The organism is Vibrio sp. SSH13-20, from assembly GCF_040104475.1.
Classification (GTDB): domain Bacteria; phylum Pseudomonadota; class Gammaproteobacteria; order Enterobacterales; family Vibrionaceae; genus Vibrio; species Vibrio harveyi.
This window is the reverse complement of sequence record NZ_JBECOU010000003.1, coordinates 519,797-536,933: the sequence shown is the minus strand read 5'-3', so window position 1 is coordinate 536,933 and position 17,137 is coordinate 519,797. Positions and strand designations below refer to the sequence as shown.

At 46.1% G+C, this 17,137-nt stretch carries 14 protein-coding genes; 5 read left to right on the top strand and 9 right to left on the bottom strand.

Annotation, left to right across the window (positions count from 1 at the left end):
- Nucleotides 1-12: 12 nt before the first annotated feature.
- The 6 genes from ABMY42_RS11285 to queF form a co-directional block, all read right to left on the bottom strand.
- Complete coding sequence (locus ABMY42_RS11285) at nt 13-765, bottom strand: DNA/RNA non-specific endonuclease (RefSeq protein WP_009697728.1); 753 nt, start codon at nt 763-765, stop codon at nt 13-15.
- Nucleotides 766-958: 193 nt separating this feature from the next.
- Nucleotides 959-1,741, bottom strand: coding sequence for a flap endonuclease Xni (xni, locus tag ABMY42_RS11280; protein WP_005447572.1), 783 nt, complete (start codon nt 1,739-1,741; stop codon nt 959-961).
- A gap of 58 nt (nt 1,742-1,799) precedes the next feature.
- Nucleotides 1,800-3,176, bottom strand: coding sequence for a nucleotide 5'-monophosphate nucleosidase PpnN (gene ppnN / locus ABMY42_RS11275; RefSeq protein ID WP_005447570.1), 1,377 nt, complete (start codon nt 3,174-3,176; stop codon nt 1,800-1,802).
- A gap of 217 nt (nt 3,177-3,393) precedes the next feature.
- Entirely contained in the window at nt 3,394-4,959 is a 1,566-nt protein-coding gene (locus tag ABMY42_RS11270; protein WP_349266296.1) for a GGDEF domain-containing protein, read from the bottom strand.
- A 98-nt stretch (nt 4,960-5,057) separates the two neighbouring features.
- Entirely contained in the window at nt 5,058-7,340 is a 2,283-nt protein-coding gene (locus ABMY42_RS11265; protein WP_017188442.1) for a hypothetical protein, read from the bottom strand.
- Between the two features lie 148 nt (nt 7,341-7,488).
- Nucleotides 7,489-8,334 carry an NADPH-dependent 7-cyano-7-deazaguanine reductase QueF gene (queF, locus tag ABMY42_RS11260; RefSeq protein ID WP_349266295.1) on the bottom strand — a complete coding sequence of 282 codons (846 nt, stop codon included), beginning with the start codon at nt 8,332-8,334 and terminating at the stop codon, nt 7,489-7,491.
- Nucleotides 8,335-8,441: 107 nt separating this feature from the next.
- On the opposite strand from queF, the gene syd reads away from it, so the two are divergent.
- From syd to ABMY42_RS11240, 4 genes are all read left to right on the top strand, one after another.
- Nucleotides 8,442-8,987, top strand: a complete 546-nt coding sequence (gene syd, locus ABMY42_RS11255; RefSeq protein ID WP_005447560.1) for a SecY-interacting protein — start codon at nt 8,442-8,444, stop codon at nt 8,985-8,987.
- Between the two features lie 2 nt (nt 8,988-8,989).
- Entirely contained in the window at nt 8,990-9,766 is a 777-nt protein-coding gene (locus ABMY42_RS11250; RefSeq protein ID WP_005447555.1) for a Zn-ribbon-containing protein, read from the top strand.
- A 317-nt stretch (nt 9,767-10,083) separates the two neighbouring features.
- Entirely contained in the window at nt 10,084-12,279 is a 2,196-nt protein-coding gene (locus ABMY42_RS11245; protein ID WP_038898522.1) for a 5'-nucleotidase C-terminal domain-containing protein, read from the top strand.
- Between the two features lie 90 nt (nt 12,280-12,369).
- Nucleotides 12,370-13,560 carry a YibE/F family protein gene (locus tag ABMY42_RS11240; protein ID WP_349266294.1) on the top strand — a complete coding sequence of 397 codons (1,191 nt, stop codon included), beginning with the start codon at nt 12,370-12,372 and terminating at the stop codon, nt 13,558-13,560.
- Nucleotides 13,561-13,647: 87 nt separating this feature from the next.
- Here the strand turns inward: ABMY42_RS11240 and ABMY42_RS11235 are convergent, their stop codons facing one another.
- The 3 genes from ABMY42_RS11235 to metN are packed head-to-tail and all read right to left on the bottom strand — an operon-like array spanning nt 13,648 to nt 16,191.
- Nucleotides 13,648-14,457, bottom strand: coding sequence for a MetQ/NlpA family lipoprotein (locus ABMY42_RS11235; RefSeq protein ID WP_005447551.1), 810 nt, complete (start codon nt 14,455-14,457; stop codon nt 13,648-13,650).
- A 32-nt stretch (nt 14,458-14,489) separates the two neighbouring features.
- Nucleotides 14,490-15,167, bottom strand: a complete 678-nt coding sequence (locus ABMY42_RS11230; RefSeq protein WP_005432672.1) for a methionine ABC transporter permease — start codon at nt 15,165-15,167, stop codon at nt 14,490-14,492.
- A complete protein-coding gene (gene metN, locus ABMY42_RS11225) occupies nt 15,157-16,191 on the bottom strand; it encodes a methionine ABC transporter ATP-binding protein MetN (protein ID WP_005447548.1) in 1,035 nt (344 codons plus the stop codon). The genes ABMY42_RS11230 and metN overlap by 11 nt, the downstream gene beginning before the upstream one ends.
- Before the next feature lie 343 nt (nt 16,192-16,534).
- Between metN and gmhB the strand changes: the two genes are divergently transcribed.
- Nucleotides 16,535-17,086 carry a D-glycero-beta-D-manno-heptose 1,7-bisphosphate 7-phosphatase gene (gmhB, locus tag ABMY42_RS11220; protein ID WP_349266293.1) on the top strand — a complete coding sequence of 184 codons (552 nt, stop codon included), beginning with the start codon at nt 16,535-16,537 and terminating at the stop codon, nt 17,084-17,086.
- Nucleotides 17,087-17,137: the final 51 nt, after the last annotated feature.

Here is a 17,137-nt window from a genome sequence, read left to right as displayed (position 1 = left end):
CATGACCATTACTTAGTTGCTGGTAGGCCACATCTCTTCCCATTTTACTGATTCCATGTTGTCTTCGATGCTATCTGGCGTTTGAGCAAAAAAGTCTAATCCAGTTTGACGTTCAACTTCGTCAATGGTGGTAATAAAGTTAGCTAACTCAGAGCTTGAAACATCACGATGCGGGACAATGAACGCAATGGCTTCATCAAAGCTTGGATCAAGAATGACTTTGTAAAACGCGCTCGGGATCACCACACCATTACCGATTGTTCCTTCGTTGCCTTGGTAAATCGGTCCAGTCACCACATAAAGTTCGTTGTATTCATTGGCGAGATCACGAACATGTTCTTCTAGAACGCGCCAACCAACTCGGTTAAACCCCGGAAGTTGAGGCGACATGTTGCTCATCAAAAAGCTTTGCTTCATTGACTCTCGGGTGAAGTCCATTGTCGCTGATGGCGCAAGGTGTCCTCTGTCGTAACCTGAGCCTTTGTAGTCCGCTAGGGTAGAGCGCGCGTAATCCGGCATTTCAGTGTCTTCTTTGAAGGAGTTACTGCGTTTGTTGGTGATATTCACGCTTTCAGCGGTAATGTGGTAAGCAACCCAGTCTGCGTTTTTGGTGTCGTAGTTGTACCCAACCGCATAGCCATCTCGGCAGAGGAACTGATCGCTGTTGGTTGAAGGCATACCTTTATCAAGGTGTTGACCGCAAGTTTCAGCAAGAGTAGGGAAGGATAGGAGCGTGACTAAAGATACTAAGATGATGTTTTTCATTATTTTTCTCCGTTATTGGGAGATTTGAAAATAATGAAATTACTCACTAAGACTGTGAATTAGCTTATAAACTAATCAGTATCTTGTAGGTTAATGATGAGGTAAATATCATTGCTGTGAATGTAAAGGGTTACACAACAGATTTTATAAACGTGTTGTCTAACCCAAGACTAGCAGCGTAAAAGAGATGCACTTACTCGGCTTTATTTGGTCCGGTAAAGCGAATGTCTTGCAGATTAAAGCCGAGCTCGATGTCGCATTTCAACGCCGCTACGCGTTTGCATAGACGTGCAGATTCAATGTGTTCATCCAGCTTCTTACGATATTTCGGTACCAGCTCTTCACTTGCGTATGCCGCTTCAATGTCCTCAAACTGAGTGAGAATTTCCTTAGCGGCTTTTGGACCAACACCGGGTACACCCGGTACTTGGCTTGAGCTAATCCCTGTTAAACCCCAGTAGTCGGCAAGCTGAGTGGGTTTCACGCCAAACTCTTTTTCGATGAACGGCTCATCCAACCAACGATGTTGGAAGTAGTCTCGGATTTGCAAAGTTGGGGACAACAATTGGCAATAACCTTTGTCGGTGGAAACGATGGTGACTTTCTCTCCGTGACTTGCGACTTTAGTGGCGAGGGTTGCAACTAAGTCATCCGCTTCATCACCTTCAGATAGCAGTGAGTCGATGCCTTGCTCCCACCACGCTTGTTGAATTGCGTCTAAACCTTGCATCAGGGGCTCTGGCATAGGTTTGCGGTTTTGTTTGTAGTCTGGAAGGATTTCCGCGCGCCAACCTCGGTCTTGCTCGTGGTGATCGAATACCGCGATGATGTGCGTAGGTTGTGCCTCAGATAGGATGCGAGTCAGCGTTCTGCCTGTCGTTGTGATGGTTCTTGCTATGTCAGTTGGATCGGGTTGTGCTGAGTGCACGCGGCGGATTAGGTTTAGGGCATCAATGATAACAAGATGAATAGACATAATGACTTAGCAATAAAAAAGGGGCGGAATGCCCCTAGTGTAACCAAAGCTGAGTTATCTATCGACCACCATTTTCTCGATGGGCAATACGGTAGCATGGTTCATACGCAGTGCCACCCGGCAGTTTCATGCGGTGCTGCTCTACGAAGTCTTTCAACAGCTTGTCGAGTTTTTTCATCAAGACTGGATCGCCATTGATGGTAAACGGACCTTTGCGTTCGATTTCTCGAATCCCTTCCGCTTTAACGTTACCAGCAACAATACCTGAGAAGGCTTGGCGCAGGCTTGCAGCCAGAACTTGAGGCTGTTGGTTCAAATGCAAATCTAGGCTTGCCATCGCATCATGAGTTGGTTCAAACGGAAGTTGGAACTCTGGCTCAATTTTTAGCGACCAGTTAAAGCTGTACGCGTCGCCTTTTTCTTTACGATGCTGACGAACCTCGTCCATTGAGCGTTTCATAATACGGGCAACTTCTGCCGGATCATCGATCACGATTTGGTAGTGCTTCTGACCTTCTTCGCCCAATGTATCGGCAATAAAGGCATCGATTGAGCGGAAGTAGGCTTCACTCTCTTTCGGACCTGTAAGTACGATAGGCATTGGTTGGTCGGCATTTTCTGGGTGCATCATGATACCCAAGATGTACAGCAACTCTTCGGCGGTACCCGGACCGCCAGGGAAGATAACGATGCCGTGCGCCATGCGAACAAAGGCTTCGAGACGTTTCTCGATGTCTGGCATGATCACCAACTCGTTCACGATTGGGTTTGGTGGCTCAGCCGCAATGATTGAAGGCTCTGTCAAGCCAAGGTAACGCTGCTCGGTATAACGCTGTTTGGCGTGACCAATCGCTGCGCCTTTCATTGGACCTTCCATCGCACCAGGACCACAGCCCGTACAGATGTTCAGTTCACGTAGACCCAACTCGTTACCCACTTCGCGAGTGTATTGGTACTCTGTCGCGTTGATTGAGTGACCACCCCAACAAACCACAAGGTTCGGCTCAATGCCGGGCGTCAACGTACCAGCATTACGCAAGATGCCAAATACAAGGTTGGTGATGTGCGTGGCATTGGTGAGGTTAAGACGTTGGTTGTCCGCCAAATGCATGTTTACGTACACGATGTCACGTAAAACAGAGAATAAGTGCTCTTGAATGCCCTTGATGATCTCTCCGTCAACGAACGCATGTTCTGGCGGGTTGGCAAGCTCAAGCTTGATGCCGCGTTCGCGTCGAACTACGTTCACATCAAACGATAGGTATTTATCTAACAGCTCTTTTGAGTTGTCGGTATGGCTACCAGAGTTGAGGACCGCGAGCGTACAATTGCGATAGAGCTGGTAAAGCTCACTTGATGCGGTTTTCTTAAGACGTTCAACTTCCAGTTGTGATAGCAAATCCATGCTACCTGCGGGGCTTATATGGGTAATCATAAGGCCTCCTTGCTAGTGCTTTCTTTGAGGGAAGAAACCAACTCACCTACTTAGCTTATACGTGTCGTTTTACTCAGTGGTTGGCAGACTTTGTTTATAGCGTTTAAACAGCTTAGCAGACTGGAAGAGGAGAAACGTGATAACTCGTTGAAAATTTGAGGCAATATGACAAAACAGCACGTAAAAAGTGTTCGTTTGATTGTTTTTTGAACGCTTTTTAGTTCCAGTTGACTTGGTTGTTACCACGCTGTTTGGCGTCTTTTAGCATGTTACCAAGACGGTCGAGGACGTATTCTGGGTTGTCTGCTTCTTTAAATGATGTAGAAACCGCAGTTAAGGTGATCATGATGTTTTGTTCACGGAACTTGAATGGTAATTTGCTGATGTCACGTTGAATGTTTTTCATCAATTCAAGCGTGTATTCTTCTGATTGTTCCGGGATCAGCAAGATGAACTCTTCACCACCAAAACGCGCTACGGTTTCCGTATCTGCAATCCGCTTGTTCATCGTGCGGGCAATGATTTTTAGCGCCTTGTCACCAGCTGTGTAACCGTAGCTATCATTAACCGCTTTGAAGTTATCCACGTCAAACAGCACCACGCGCAAGTTTTGCTGTGAGCGAATCCAACGACGATATTCGAGCTCTAAACGATCGTTAAAAGCCGTGCGGTTGTAGACCTTTGTAAGAGGATCAAGCAGCATACGCTGAGCTTGGTCTTCCAAGCGGCGACGGTAATCTTGTGTCGTTTCGAACACTGCTTCCAATTGATTTTTGCTGTAGCTTAGGCGTTCTTGAAGTGCTTGCTCACGCTCTTCTGTCATTCTCAAGCGTTCAGTCAGTGATGCCATTTTGGCCAGCAGTGGCGAAACTTCGCCTTTTAACTCGTCTAAGTCTTGAGCTTGCTCAAGAGACTCTTGGCTGCGTTCAACCAAAGCGGTCATCTCAGCGTTCAGCTCTTGACGATGCTCAAAGTAAGTTTGGTGCTGGTCAACATTCTGATGAACGGTTTTGAGATTGCTAGACAGTGACGTGTTCAACTGTTCTAGGAACTGTTCTGATGATTTACGCTCGTACTTGGTCGCTTCCACGACCAGTTTTAATGTGTGTAGCGTTAATTCAATCAGAGATTCAGCATTGACGCCTAAAAGTAACTTAGCGCGAATATCCAACAGTTGATCGCCAGACTCACCTTCAAAATCGAGTTCCGTGATGGTGTGTTGTAGATCGCTTGCAAGGCATTCCAGTTGTGACTTATCAGGACCGTGTTCTAGCTCGCCCAGGTTAAGGCGTGAATTAGAGGTGATTATCTTGAGTGCGCGCTCGTAGATGCTCAGTAGCTTAGTGGCTTGATCGACTTTCTTACCAGCATGGACTTCCGAGAAGCTCATCAGGTTACGCAATTCACGTTTTAATTGCGCAGGCAAGCCGGTGATACGTTGAAGCGTTTCACCACTGTGTTTGATTTGTTCGTCGAGATAACCGTTTTGTTTTTCCATTGTCTTAGATTGCTGTTTGAGCATTCTTTCTAGCACTGCTAAGCGAGGGATCAGCGTACTTACATCTTTATGATGTTCAAGCTCTTGCTGAATTTCGCGCAGGTAGTTGGATACTTGAGAGTTTGAACCCTGACAAGCAGAAGACAATGATGCCACAACTCGCTTAAGAACTTGCTGCTCACGTTGAAATTTGAGCGAAGTATCACGATGAGTCAGCCTGAGTTGGTCAAGTTGACAACTCAGCTGATGAAGCTGCGACTGAATATCGGATTCCAAGATTCCCATGAAGTGACTACGGTTAAGTCCATGTACTACTGACGATTATTTGATAATAACAAAAAACTTTATAGCGTCATCACTGATCACGCTCAACCGTTGTTTAATTATCCGTTTTTTAATATTTTTTTGATGTCGTCCTCATTCTTGTACGAAGAATGAATCTTTATTAGCCCTTGATTGATGGCATGTTGGCAAGCTGTCCTTATGTCACCAGTTGCAAAGCTCGCAGCAGGTGCATTATCAATGGCCTTTAAGAATACCCAATGACTGTGCTTATCTTTCAAACTAACTTCACGTGCTATGTGTGTCGCAAGCAACAGTAGATCGAGCAGTTCTTCATCGTTAATCGCGGTGTAAGCACGCGGTAAGAATGGGTAATCACTGATGCCCATGCGAATGATACGATTAACGTTGTGCTGTGCTGCGAACTCGTCCACCCAGCCTTGGAATTTATCAAAGGTGGCTTCTGCGGAGGCATCGCGATCGGCATTTGGCTCAATGTACAACAAGTTTGCATCTGAGAAATGGTACAAACGTGTTGGCTTCTGAATGCGTTCTGCTAGGAACTCACCAAATGCACGTTCTAACTCTAAGCCAGCTTTGTAACCATGTTGAACGTACATGCTGCGCAAGAATGGCAAATCGATCATCACAAAGCGTAAGCGGTCATTCAACGGCTCGTGGATAAGTTCACCCATTTGCCATTGTTCGAATGTGTCGCTCGACTTCTTCAATGAACGCGATAGCTTGACGTTGAGCATACGTAAGTTACGCAGGCGTGAGCGAGAGTGAGTGAACAGATCATTACGCAGCTTTTCAATCTCAGCTGTTTGACGTTGGTTGATAACACCACGACGCATGATGAATAAGAACATCACCAAAACGGTAATAAACAGTGCGAACGAGATCTTTTGGAATTTACGATGCTCCATTTCAACTTGAGCTAGCTTGTCTGCCTGACCTACATAGTGGATGCTTTGCTCAGCAAACTCTTTTTGTTGGCGGAAGGCATCTTCACTGATTTGGTTAAGCTGCTTTTGCTCTAGGCGCACTAGGCTGATGTATTTTTTGTAGGCTTGAAGGGATAACTGGTATTCGCCAGCTTGCTCATACCCCAAACCCAGTAAGCGATAGCTTTGCTGTTTAATGAAGCCCGTATCTTCTGGTGCTTTCTCTATCAGGTCTAGCGCTCTCTTGGCATTGACGATCACATCTTTACTGTCATTTTGATGGTATGCCAGACCTGATTTAAGCAGTGCAGCTTTGGCTTCTAGCTGAGGTAAATCAGCGTATTCCAATAAGTCTTTGGAACGGTCTAGGTACTGCTCTGCTAACGCATAGTTGTAAAGCTGAAGGTAAGTGGCAGCTAGGCTCAAACGTATTTTAATGATGCGGTTGATATTCTTACTGGTGCTGTCGTGATCAAGTACATTGAAGTAATGCACCAGCGCGAGGTTGAACTTACCTTGGTAGAAGTAGATATCGCCCATCTGTTCTAGCACGTCAGCCAAAATTGGGGAGCTTGGGTAACTGTCGTAAAAGTCCGCCGCCTGAGAGAGGTATTCAATTGCTTTGTCGTAAACGCGGCGCTCTTGGAATAGTCGAGCTAATAGACGGTTTACCTTCGCTAGTCTGGCTCCACTGTCGCTCTCGATAGATTGCCAGTAACCGTAAAGCAGTTCTGAAAGCGCAAGGTTGTATTTCTTGTTGTTGAGGTAAAATTCGCCTACCGCTGTGTGGTAGTCAATCAGAGTCAGATCTGAGCGATTGTCTTCCAACATGGTTTTAGCTTTAGCATACAAACGCTCAGCGTTTACGGAGTCACCGCTGTTTGCTGCGAGCAAGGCTCGTTGCATCACTAAGCGGTAACGAACGCTGTCGGTACGCTGTAAAACCGGATTTGCTTCTTCAATCTGCTTTTCGATCTGGTCGAGTTTTTGTTCTGCTGCGGCGTAGTTTTTGTCGTACATCCAAATCATTTGGTTGCGCATTAGTTGCACATCCAGATTCATGTACGGCAATTGGTATTCTTTGGCTAGACGTTCTGCTTCATCAAGGTTGTTGATGGCAGAGCGAATGTTGCCCATTGCATAATCGGCTTGTGCAATGATTTTGTGCGCCTCAATCGTGCTGCTCGGGGTGCGGATACTGCGGTCGGTCTCTTCACGAGACATCGCGGAAGGGCTGCCATTCTCTTGGCGTTCAATCAGCTCGCGTTGCAAAAGGTAGTTTTTGGCCGCTTGTTTTGCTTGTGAAGGTTCGATCTCAGCCAATTGCTGAGCTTCATTGAGCAAAGCGGAAGATAAAATGGTCGCGTGAAGTGGCTGTGCTAACAATAAGCAAAGAAAGCCAATCAGCCTTAATAGACGCGAACTGTCCCAAAACATCCTTTTCGTTCCCTCGAACTGTGTCGTTTTTGAATAAACAATATTAGAGAAAAACGCCCAGCAATCCAACAGATAGCTGGGCGTTTTTGAGTATTTAAGCAATGAGTGTTGAGTATTTAGCTCATTCGCTTTTGATTAAGTACTCAGATTATTGACGAGCCATGCGATTATTGTGCGCTGGCTTGTCTTGTTCCGTTGAGCGGTAAGGGTTGATATCCAAACCACCACGACGCGTGTAACGTGCGAATACGGTTAGCTTCGTTGGTTGGCAGTACTTCATCAAGTCAGTGAAGATACGTTCAACACATTGCTCGTGGAACTCATTGTGTTCACGGAATGAAACCAAGTAGCGAAGCAGCTTCTCATGATCAAGCTTAGCGCCTTGGTAGCGAATTTCTACGCTGCCCCAATCTGGCTGGTTGGTGATCAAACAGTTTGATTTTAGTAAATGGCTGTGAAGTACTTCTTCCACTTGCTCGTTACCTGCAGCGCCGTCTAGAAGCGCTGCATCAAAGTCGTAGCTAGTGATTTCGATGTCTTGATCGTCAATGCATTCACCTTCCATCGTGACAATAGGTTGGTTGGTGTAGTGACTAACTGGATTCACTTCCACAAGTACTTGCTCGCCAGCGCATGCTGATAAATCTTGCGCTAAACGCTCAGTGACTTCTTCCCAAGTAGCAAAACGCGTTTGGTTGTAGCTGTTTAGGTACAACTTGAACGACTTTGACTCAATTAAGTTTGCGCTGGTTGCTGGGATGTAGACTTCGCCAACGGCAACTTGAGGCAAGCCTTTACTGTTTAGCCAAGATAGCTCGTACAGCGTCCAAATATCGTGACCCATAAACGGTAGGCTGTCGCCAAGTTCAAGGTCATCACGGTTTAGGCTGCGAGGTACAGGTTGCAGCAAGCTTGCGTCGTATTGATTTGCGTACTCGGTCTTTTTACCCAGAGTTAGGCCAGCAAGCTCTTTAGCGTCAGAATATTTGCTCATACTTTGTGGTCATTTTCGATTAGAATGGCGAGAATTTTACTGAATCCGCTGATTAATTGCCATCCGGCAGACACCGCGACCTGATAAAAACTAACCAGGAGACCTTCATGACCCAAACCGTTACTCAGGCTCTACAGGACTTTAGCCTGCGCTACCAACAAGCTTGGCAAGACGAGCATAACGAACTGCCACGCAGTGAAGAGCTTGCTGATCTTGTTTCTCCATGTGTAGAAGAGAAACGCGACGGGGCCGTATTGTGGAAAGCATTCCCACGTGAAGAAATGGCGGATTTCACTAACGTTGAGAACGCAATTGAGCTGACGCTGCATGAAGACATCAAAACCTTTTACGGTTCTCAGTACAGCGCTGATATGGACGCAACTTGGCAAGGTAACGAACTGACGTTGCTGCAAGTATGGAGTGATGATGACTTTACTCGTCTGCAAGAAAATATTCTTGGTCATCTAGTCACTCAGCGTCGTCTAAAATTAAAGCCGACGGTATTTATCGCAGCGACAGATGCAGAGTTGGATGTTATTTCTATCTGTAACTTAACCGGTAATGTGATTCTTGAGCGCTTAGGCTCAGACAAACGCGACGTACTGGCTGAGACGCTCACCGAGTTTCTAAGCAAACTAGAGGCTGCAGTGTAAGCATGTACGTTGTTGAGTTGCAGTTTGAGTGTTTTGATAACACTACCGTAAGCGCGGTTGATAAAGCGATTAATGGTCTGATGGACGCATTGCGCTACAACGGTCAGGTGCTTGGTCGTGAGTTTCCTATCGTGATGGGTGATGGCGAGTTTTATGTTCGCGTGGTTTGCCCAGAGCAAGACAGTTTGCACCCTCGTTACCATTCTGATTTCGTCAAAGTGTGCATGAATCGTTTGTCGGAAGCCTCGTTGCTTGCGCCGAAAATGCGCATGTTGGGTCGTGATTTGAACTCAGAAGAAGCGGCGGAAGAAGAGACACCTAGCTGGCAAGTGCTGTACACCACGTACGTTCATACTTGTTCTCCACTGCGCAGCGGCGAGACACTGTTACCAATTCCGCTTTACCGTAATGGCGCTACGTTGAATGGTGACCACAAAGCGGTGGTGAAATGGCAAACCGAATGGCAAGCGTGTGATGAAATCCAAATGGCAGGTGGCTGTCGTGCTGAACACGCTGCGCTGCATGAAATTTGCGACGCTGACAGCGTGCTGTTCCGTCGAGGTTGGGATTTGCGTGGTCGTATTGAATACATCACCAAGATCCCGACTTATTACTACCAATACCGAGTTGGTGGTGAGTCACTGGAAGCGGAAAAAGCGCGCAAGTGTCCCAAATGTGGTGGTGACTGGTTACTAGACGAACCGCTGCACGACATCTTCTACTTTAAGTGTGACGATTGCCGAATTGTCTCCAATATCTCTTGGGACCACATCAAGTAGTCTATTTTTAAAAAGCTGGCGTCTATGTCAGCTTTTTCTATCGCTATAAATGAATCAGGGTTGATTGGTGAAATTTTCTATTATTTATTTTATCAATACATTGATTCGAAAAGCATTTTCATTGACCATTCCTCTCATCCCCTTGATTGTGATCTTTGTTCATGTTCAAAGAAAAATGTAACTTAGTTGCATGGTTTATAAGCATTGAAACGTTTGCTTCTCAAAAATTTCAAATAATATCCATATCCTTTTTGAGGTTTTGGGAAGAGGGCCCCTTCCGAAAATATATATAAAAAAATAATCTGGAAGGAATTGAGATGACTTTATTTAAACGAAGCCTAATCTGTATTGCAGTTGTCGGCTTGATGGCTGGTTGTAACGATGATGAAACCAAATACGTAGAGGTACCATCAGATTACAGTCCAGTGGTCGCAGAGGGTAAAACGCTAACTAACACACCTGACGTCGTCGTCAAAGGTGAAGCAACGCAAGATGACGAAGTCACCATTGCTATCGCGGCGACATCGGATTTACATGGTCGCTTGTTTGGTTTTGACTATGCGCTAAATGCCGTAGACGATGACGCTGGTATTACCCGCATCGCAACCTTGCTTGCTGGTCAAAAAGCGGCACATCCAAATATGATCCTGATTGATATCGGTGATACGGTTCAGGGCAACTCCGCGCAGCTATTCAACGATGACCCAACTCACCCTGTGGTTGAGAGCATGAACTCTCTTGGCTTTGATGTTTGGGTACCAGGCAACCATGAATTTAACTTTGAGCGTTCGTTTGTCGATCGCAACCTCGATCATTTTAATGGTGCGGTCCTGTCTTCTAACATCAAGTGGGAAAGTAACGATGTGAACTACATTCGCGCGTTCCAAATGTTTGAAGTGGAAGGTGTGAAAGTGGCGATCGTTGGTCTAACGCCATCGAACGTGCCGAACTGGGAAGCCTCAGCTCCGGATCACTTCAAAGGTTTGAAGTTTGAGAACGAATTGGACGCAACCAAAGAAGCGGTTGATCAACTGGTGTCTAAGTACAATCCAGATGTGATCGTGGGTGCGCTTCACCTTGGTCGCCAAGAAGACGGTGGTGTGGGCGTTTATGAAATTGCGTCTGCAATGGCGGATAAATTCGACGTTATTCTAGCGGGTCACGAACACGCGAACTACATCGAGCAAGTGAATGCGGACGGCACAGTCACACCAATCAGCAAATCAACATCAGAAATCGGCGGCGAAAATACGTTGATTGAAGATAAAGCCAAGTCTGGCGAATACACTCAAGATAACCGAGCACAAAGCGTGAAAATCATTGAGCCAGGTAAGTGGGGTGCTTACCTTGCCAAAGCTGAGATTCAACTGAAGAAAGTCGATGGTAAGTGGACAATGGAAGATACCACGTTAACCAACATCGGCACGAAGAAGGTCAAAGAAGAGCAGGCTCTACAAGCGAAATTCCAATACGTGCATGATATTTCGGTTGAAGACGCGACGCGCGAGCTTGGTCGTGTAACGGGCAACTTCACACCAAGCGCAACAGGCTTTCCAGATGAAGCGACCGCGACGGATTACAACTACACCGCAGAGCGTCTGTACTCGACGATTCACCTTGCGAAAGTGGTTGATACACCATTGATGGATGTGATTAACCAAATCCAAATGCAGCAAATCGAAGCGGCGATGGGTAAAGGTAACGGCGCGATAGTCTCTGCAGCATCTCTGTTCTCTGATCAATCTAACTTAATAGACAACGAAGTGTACACCAAAGGTAAGTCGACTAACTTGTATAAATACGACAACACCTTGCTTGGTGTGGAGATGACAGGTGCCAACCTAAAACGCTTCATCGAATGGTCTTACTCTTACTTCAACCAATACCAACCGGGTGACATTACCGTTTCGTTCAAGAAAGGCGCTCCTGCTTACCTATACGACCAATTTGATGGTGATATCGAATTTACTGTGGATCTGAGTAAGCCGTCTCTTGAGTTGGATGAAAACAATACAGTGACGAATGAAGGCAGCCGCGTCAACATCACTAGCATTGGCGGTGAACAGTTCGATCCTAATGCAACTTACAAAGTGGCAATGAACAGCTACCGCTTTGGTTCGCAAATCCAGAAGTTTGGTTGGGCGAGCAAAGATGACGTGTTCTACGACTCAGTGAATGAGCCGGTATACGCAATCCGCGATATGTTGACGGCTTATGTTGAGAAGAACAAAGGCATCAACGTGGCAGATTTTAATGGCAACGTTGGTAACTGGTCGTTCACGCAATACCTGCCAAGTGGTGAAATTACGACACTAAGAGAAGGTAAAGGCAAGGCGCTGTGGGATCAATTGAAGAACATGGAAATCTGTGTCTCGATTGATTTGGAAAACCCGAAATACCCTGCAATTGTTAAGTCTGTGAACATCAATGATTCGTCTAGCTACTTTGTTAACCCTAACAAAGACGCGGCGACGCTTGATGAGAAAGTCGCAGGTTGTAACCCAACTCATTAATCCTGCATATGGGCGCGGTAATCTTTACCGCGCCTAATTTTACTCACCAGAGGCAAAGCCCGTTTAGTGAGTGATGTAGAAGAGTGCTTCATGATCAAAAGAATCTATAACCGATGGGGTTTCACCCTACTGATTACCCTTATCTCCACGCTTATCTTTCAGTTTTCTTCTTCGTGGAGTGAAGATTTCCGTCCCAAATCTCGTCAACAACAAGAGTTTGTTGAAGCGACTGTCACGCGTTCGATCTCAAACCATGTTGCGCCAGATCCGCTTGTGCCGGATGTGATGACTGGTAAGCAAGTCTTCATGGCAAAAATCCTTGAGGGAGAGAGCGAAGGTTTAGAGGTGGAAGTCACCAATCCTCTTAGTCGCCAGCACAATGTGTACGTTGGTGAAGGCGATACTTTCATTATGATGATCCGCGAAACCACCAATGGTACCGTTTATTGGGCGTATAACCACAAACGCTCAGACGCGATTTACCTTATGCTTGTGCTGTTCTGTGCGCTGCTACTGAGCTTTGGCAAGAAAGAGGGCATTAACTCAATGGTCGCGCTCTATTTTACTGCGGCATTGATCGTTGGCGTGTTGGTGCCGAGTATTTTTGCGGGTTGGAATCCGATGTTGGTCAGCATCTTATTGATGGTGGTGATCATTGTAGTCAGCTTTATTCTCGTCTCTGGCTATAACCGTAAGAGTTTATGTGCCATGGGCGGCACATTATTGGGTGTGATCGCCGCGGGTGTAATGGCGCAGTGGTTCGGTGAAATAGCGCACTTGTCGGGCATTTACCTCGACAAGGGCGAAGACGTGATTTACCTAACGTCGGTAAAGATGGGCATCCGTTGGTTGATGTTCGTGACGATTGTCGTTGCTGCACTTGGCGCTGTTATGGACGTTGCGATTTCGATTGCATCGGCGTATGCGGAGCTGCAACAAACCGACCCGAAACTCAAACCAAAGCAGTTGGTTAGAGCGTCGATGAATATTGGTCGAGACATCATGGGCACCATGACTAACACCTTGATTTTAGCGTTTGCTGGTGGATCGTTAACAACTATCATGATGGTATGGGGGCTTAACATGCCTGCGAGCCAGTTTATGAATATGCCGCTGGTGGGACTTGCAGTGGTGAACGCGTTAGCGGGCAGTGTAGGCATTGTGCTTACTATCCCGTTTACTGCGTTTTTAGCGCCTTATGTGTTTAAACATCCGCAAGTGGATACGCAGCCAGAACAGGAGCAAAAGAAGCTTGAGCAAGACGAAGTTCAGCTGTTCTAGCGATATAAAACCGCAATGAAAACAAATGCAAAAAGGGCGCTCCGATGAGCGCCCTTTTTAAGTTTAAAGTGTTGTAGAAAGAGGGGATTACCAACCTTTCACTACGCCACCTTTGAAGATGTCTTTCGCTGCTTCGTAAACTTCATCTGTTTGGTATGCTTTCACGAAGTTTTGTACGTTAGCTGCTTGAACGTTGTCTTCACGAGCAACGATAAGGTTTACGTATGGAGACTCTTTGTCTTCTACGAAGATACCGTCACGCTCAGGTGTTAGGTCAATTGAACTTGCGTAAGTTGTGTTGATGATAGAAACCGCAACGTCATCAAGAGAACGTGGAAGCTGTGCTGCGTCTAGTTCAACGATAGTGATGTTTTTCGGGTTACCTACGATGTCACGTACTGTTGCCAGTAGACCAACGCCATCGCGCAGTTCGATCAGACCTTGTTGCTCAAGAAGTAGAAGAGAACGACCTAGGTTAGTTGGATCGTTTGGAACCGCGATGCGAGCACCATCTTCGATTTCATCCACTGATTTCACTTGCTTAGAGTAACCAGCGATAGGGTATACGAAAGAGTTGCCTGCAGTTACTAGCTTGTAGCCACGATCTTTTACTTGCTGATCTAGGTATGGCTTGTGTTGGAACGCGTTTGCGTCGATTGAGCCATCATCTAGTGCTGCGTTTGGTGTTACGTAATCGGTAAAGGTAACCAACTCAACATCCAGGTTATATTTCTCTTTAGCAACTTTTGCTGCAACTTCCGCAACTTGAGCTTCAGCACCTGCCATTACGCCAACTTTTACTTTATTCACGTCGACTTCTTTGTCACCACAACCAGCAAGAACCAGTGCAGAAGCGGCAGTTGCAACAGTCAAAAGACTCTTAAGGCTAAATTTCATCTTTATCTCCTTATAATTGGTATTTTCAATTCTTATCTGTGGTCTACACGGCGTACGATTGCATCACCGATAGACTGAATAATTTGTACTAGAACAATCAGCATCACGACCGTTACTGCCATGATGACTACGTCGTAACGGTGGAAGCCATAACGGATAGCTACGTCACCAAGACCGCCGCCGCCTACCGTACCCGCCATTGCTGAGTAGCTTACAAGTGTTACTAGGGTAATCGTTACTGAGTTAACAATAGTCGGCATTGCTTCAGGAAGCAGAACTTTTGTGATGATTTGTGTTGGTGTTGCGCCCATAGATTGTGCAGCCTCAACCAAACCTGATGGTACTTCCAGCAGTGCACCTTCAATGAGACGCGCCACAAATGGGATTGCACCGATAGTCAAAGGAACAATCGCTGCTGTTGTACCGATAAAGGTGCCAACCAACAGTTTGGTTACTGGAATAATCGCAACCATCAGCACTAGGAAAGGAACCGAGCGACCGATGTTAACGATGGCGCCAAGCACGCGATTAAGTTTGGTGTTCTCCAGCAAGCCACCTTTTTTAGTGGTGTGCAAAATTACGCCTAGTGGAATACCAACAGCAAAACCAACGATGCCAGCAACCGCAACCATGTATAGGGTTTCCCATGTTGCGCCCAAAAGTAGGTTGCTGTTTAGGCTCAGCCATTCAGAAATTGTATTAAAGGACATAGCCAAGTACCTCTACTTTCACGTTGTGCTCACGCAGGAACTCAATCGCTGCGTTATCGTCTTCTTCGTTACCAAACAGCTCTGCGACCATCATGCCGAACTTCACGCCGCCAGCGTAATCCAGATCAGAGCTTAGAATGCTTACGTCGATGTTGTACTTACGAGCGATCTGCGTCATTAGAGGCGCATCCACGGTTGCGCCAGTAAATTCTAAGCGAACCAATGGGTAGCTGTTTTCTACGCGCGTGGTTTGTAAGCGAGCTTGGTAATCTTCTGGGATAGAAAGATCCAAAGTAGAGCGAATGAACTCGTGCGCCAGTGCAGTCTTCGGATGCGCGAAGATTTCACCAACGGTACCTTTTTCCACTAGCTCACCATCACCGATGATCGCCACTTCGTGACAGATGCTCTTAACCACTTCCATTTCGTGAGTGATCAGTAGAATGGTGATTTCTAGCTTGCGGTTGATTTCTTTTAGTAGTTCTAAGATGGACTGAGTCGTTGCTGGATCCAGTGCACTGGTTGCTTCGTCACACAGCAAAACGCTAGGGTCTGATGCCAGTGCACGTGCAATCGCCACGCGTTGCTTTTGACCACCACTTAGGTTTGCTGGGTAGCTTTCATGCTTGTCTGAAAGACCAACGAGTTTAAGTAGCTCAGTCACTTTTGTTGTGATTTGCGCTTTGTCTTTGCCTGCTAGCTCAAGAGGGAGTGCGACATTGTCGAAAACGGTGCGAGACGACAGCAGGTTAAAGTGTTGGAAGATCATCCCGATGTTACGGCGAGTTTCTCCCAATTGCTTTTTGCTTAATTTGGTTAGATCAACGCCATCTACGATGATGGAACCCGATGTCGGGGCTTCCAGCATGTTCACACAGCGGATTAGGGTACTTTTACCCGCGCCCGATGAGCCAATAACACCGAAGATGGTGCCCTTCGCGATATCTAGATTAATGTCCTTAAGGGCAAGAATTTCCTTACTGCCTTGGTAGAACACTTTATTGACGTTTTTTATTTCTATCATGTTTCAACCTGCACAGAGATACTGGGAACTTCGCTGTTAAAAACGGCTTTTAACAGGAGTAAATTTTGAACTCTATCTCAATTCTCAGTTGATGCTATGGGTTAAGTAGTATTAAGTCAATAGATATTTTTACGTCTAGACGTCTAAATGTATGGATGTTCTGTTGGAAAAGGAAAACAGAGAATGTTTGGCGGAAGGGCATATATAAGAGGGATACTCAAGATTTACCGATTCTCGGGCGACAAATCAACTGTTTTGTCGCCCACTCACACCAATTAGATAGTGTGAGTGCTTATAAGGTATGTAATAATCTGATAAAACCGAGTAAATAGAGAAATACGTTTTGGCAAAACCTGCTGTTTTTATCGACCGTGACGGCGTGATCAACGTTGACCACGGCTACGTTCATGACGAACATGATTTTGAGTACATTGACGGTGTCTTTGAAGCGACAAAAGCGCTGAAAGATAAAGGCTACCTGCTGGTGCTTGTGACCAATCAATCTGGCATTGCACGTGGTAAATTCAGCGAAGACCGTTTCTTGTCTCTGACTCAATGGATGGACTGGAACTTCGCTGATAATGGCGTTGAGTTCGACGGCATCTACTACTGCCCGCATCATCCGGAGCATGGCATTGGTGAGTACAAGCAAGATTGTGATTGTCGTAAGCCAAAACCAGGTATGTTTATTTCTGCGCGTGACTTCTTGAAGATCGACATGGAGAAATCTGTGATGATCGGCGACAAAGCCGAAGACATGATGGCAGCAGAAGCGGCAGGCGTTGGCACTAAGATTTTGGTTCGCACTGGTAAGCCAGTAACAGAACAAGGCGAAGCGATTGCAACGGTAGTATTAGGTAGCATTGCAGACGTGCCTGCGTACCTAAACAAGTAATCTTCATTACTGACTGAGATAAGGGAAGCCGCTGCTTCCCTTTTGTTTGAT

Coding starts and splice junctions, on each gene's coding strand:
- ABMY42_RS11285 (WP_009697728.1), bottom strand. CDS start 765: ATGAAAAACATCATCTTAGTATCTTTAGTCACGCTCCTATCCTTCCCT.
- xni (WP_005447572.1), bottom strand. CDS start 1,741: ATGTCTATTCATCTTGTTATCATTGATGCCCTAAACCTAATCCGCCGC.
- ppnN (WP_005447570.1), bottom strand. CDS start 3,176: ATGATTACCCATATAAGCCCCGCAGGTAGCATGGATTTGCTATCACAA.
- ABMY42_RS11270 (WP_349266296.1), bottom strand. CDS start 4,959: ATGGGAATCTTGGAATCCGATATTCAGTCGCAGCTTCATCAGCTGAGT.
- ABMY42_RS11265 (WP_017188442.1), bottom strand. CDS start 7,340: ATGTTTTGGGACAGTTCGCGTCTATTAAGGCTGATTGGCTTTCTTTGC.
- queF (WP_349266295.1), bottom strand. CDS start 8,334: ATGAGCAAATATTCTGACGCTAAAGAGCTTGCTGGCCTAACTCTGGGT.
- syd (WP_005447560.1), top strand. CDS start 8,442: ATGACCCAAACCGTTACTCAGGCTCTACAGGACTTTAGCCTGCGCTAC.
- ABMY42_RS11250 (WP_005447555.1), top strand. CDS start 8,990: ATGTACGTTGTTGAGTTGCAGTTTGAGTGTTTTGATAACACTACCGTA.
- ABMY42_RS11245 (WP_038898522.1), top strand. CDS start 10,084: ATGACTTTATTTAAACGAAGCCTAATCTGTATTGCAGTTGTCGGCTTG.
- ABMY42_RS11240 (WP_349266294.1), top strand. CDS start 12,370: ATGATCAAAAGAATCTATAACCGATGGGGTTTCACCCTACTGATTACC.
- ABMY42_RS11235 (WP_005447551.1), bottom strand. CDS start 14,457: ATGAAATTTAGCCTTAAGAGTCTTTTGACTGTTGCAACTGCCGCTTCT.
- ABMY42_RS11230 (WP_005432672.1), bottom strand. CDS start 15,167: ATGTCCTTTAATACAATTTCTGAATGGCTGAGCCTAAACAGCAACCTA.
- metN (WP_005447548.1), bottom strand. CDS start 16,191: ATGATAGAAATAAAAAACGTCAATAAAGTGTTCTACCAAGGCAGTAAG.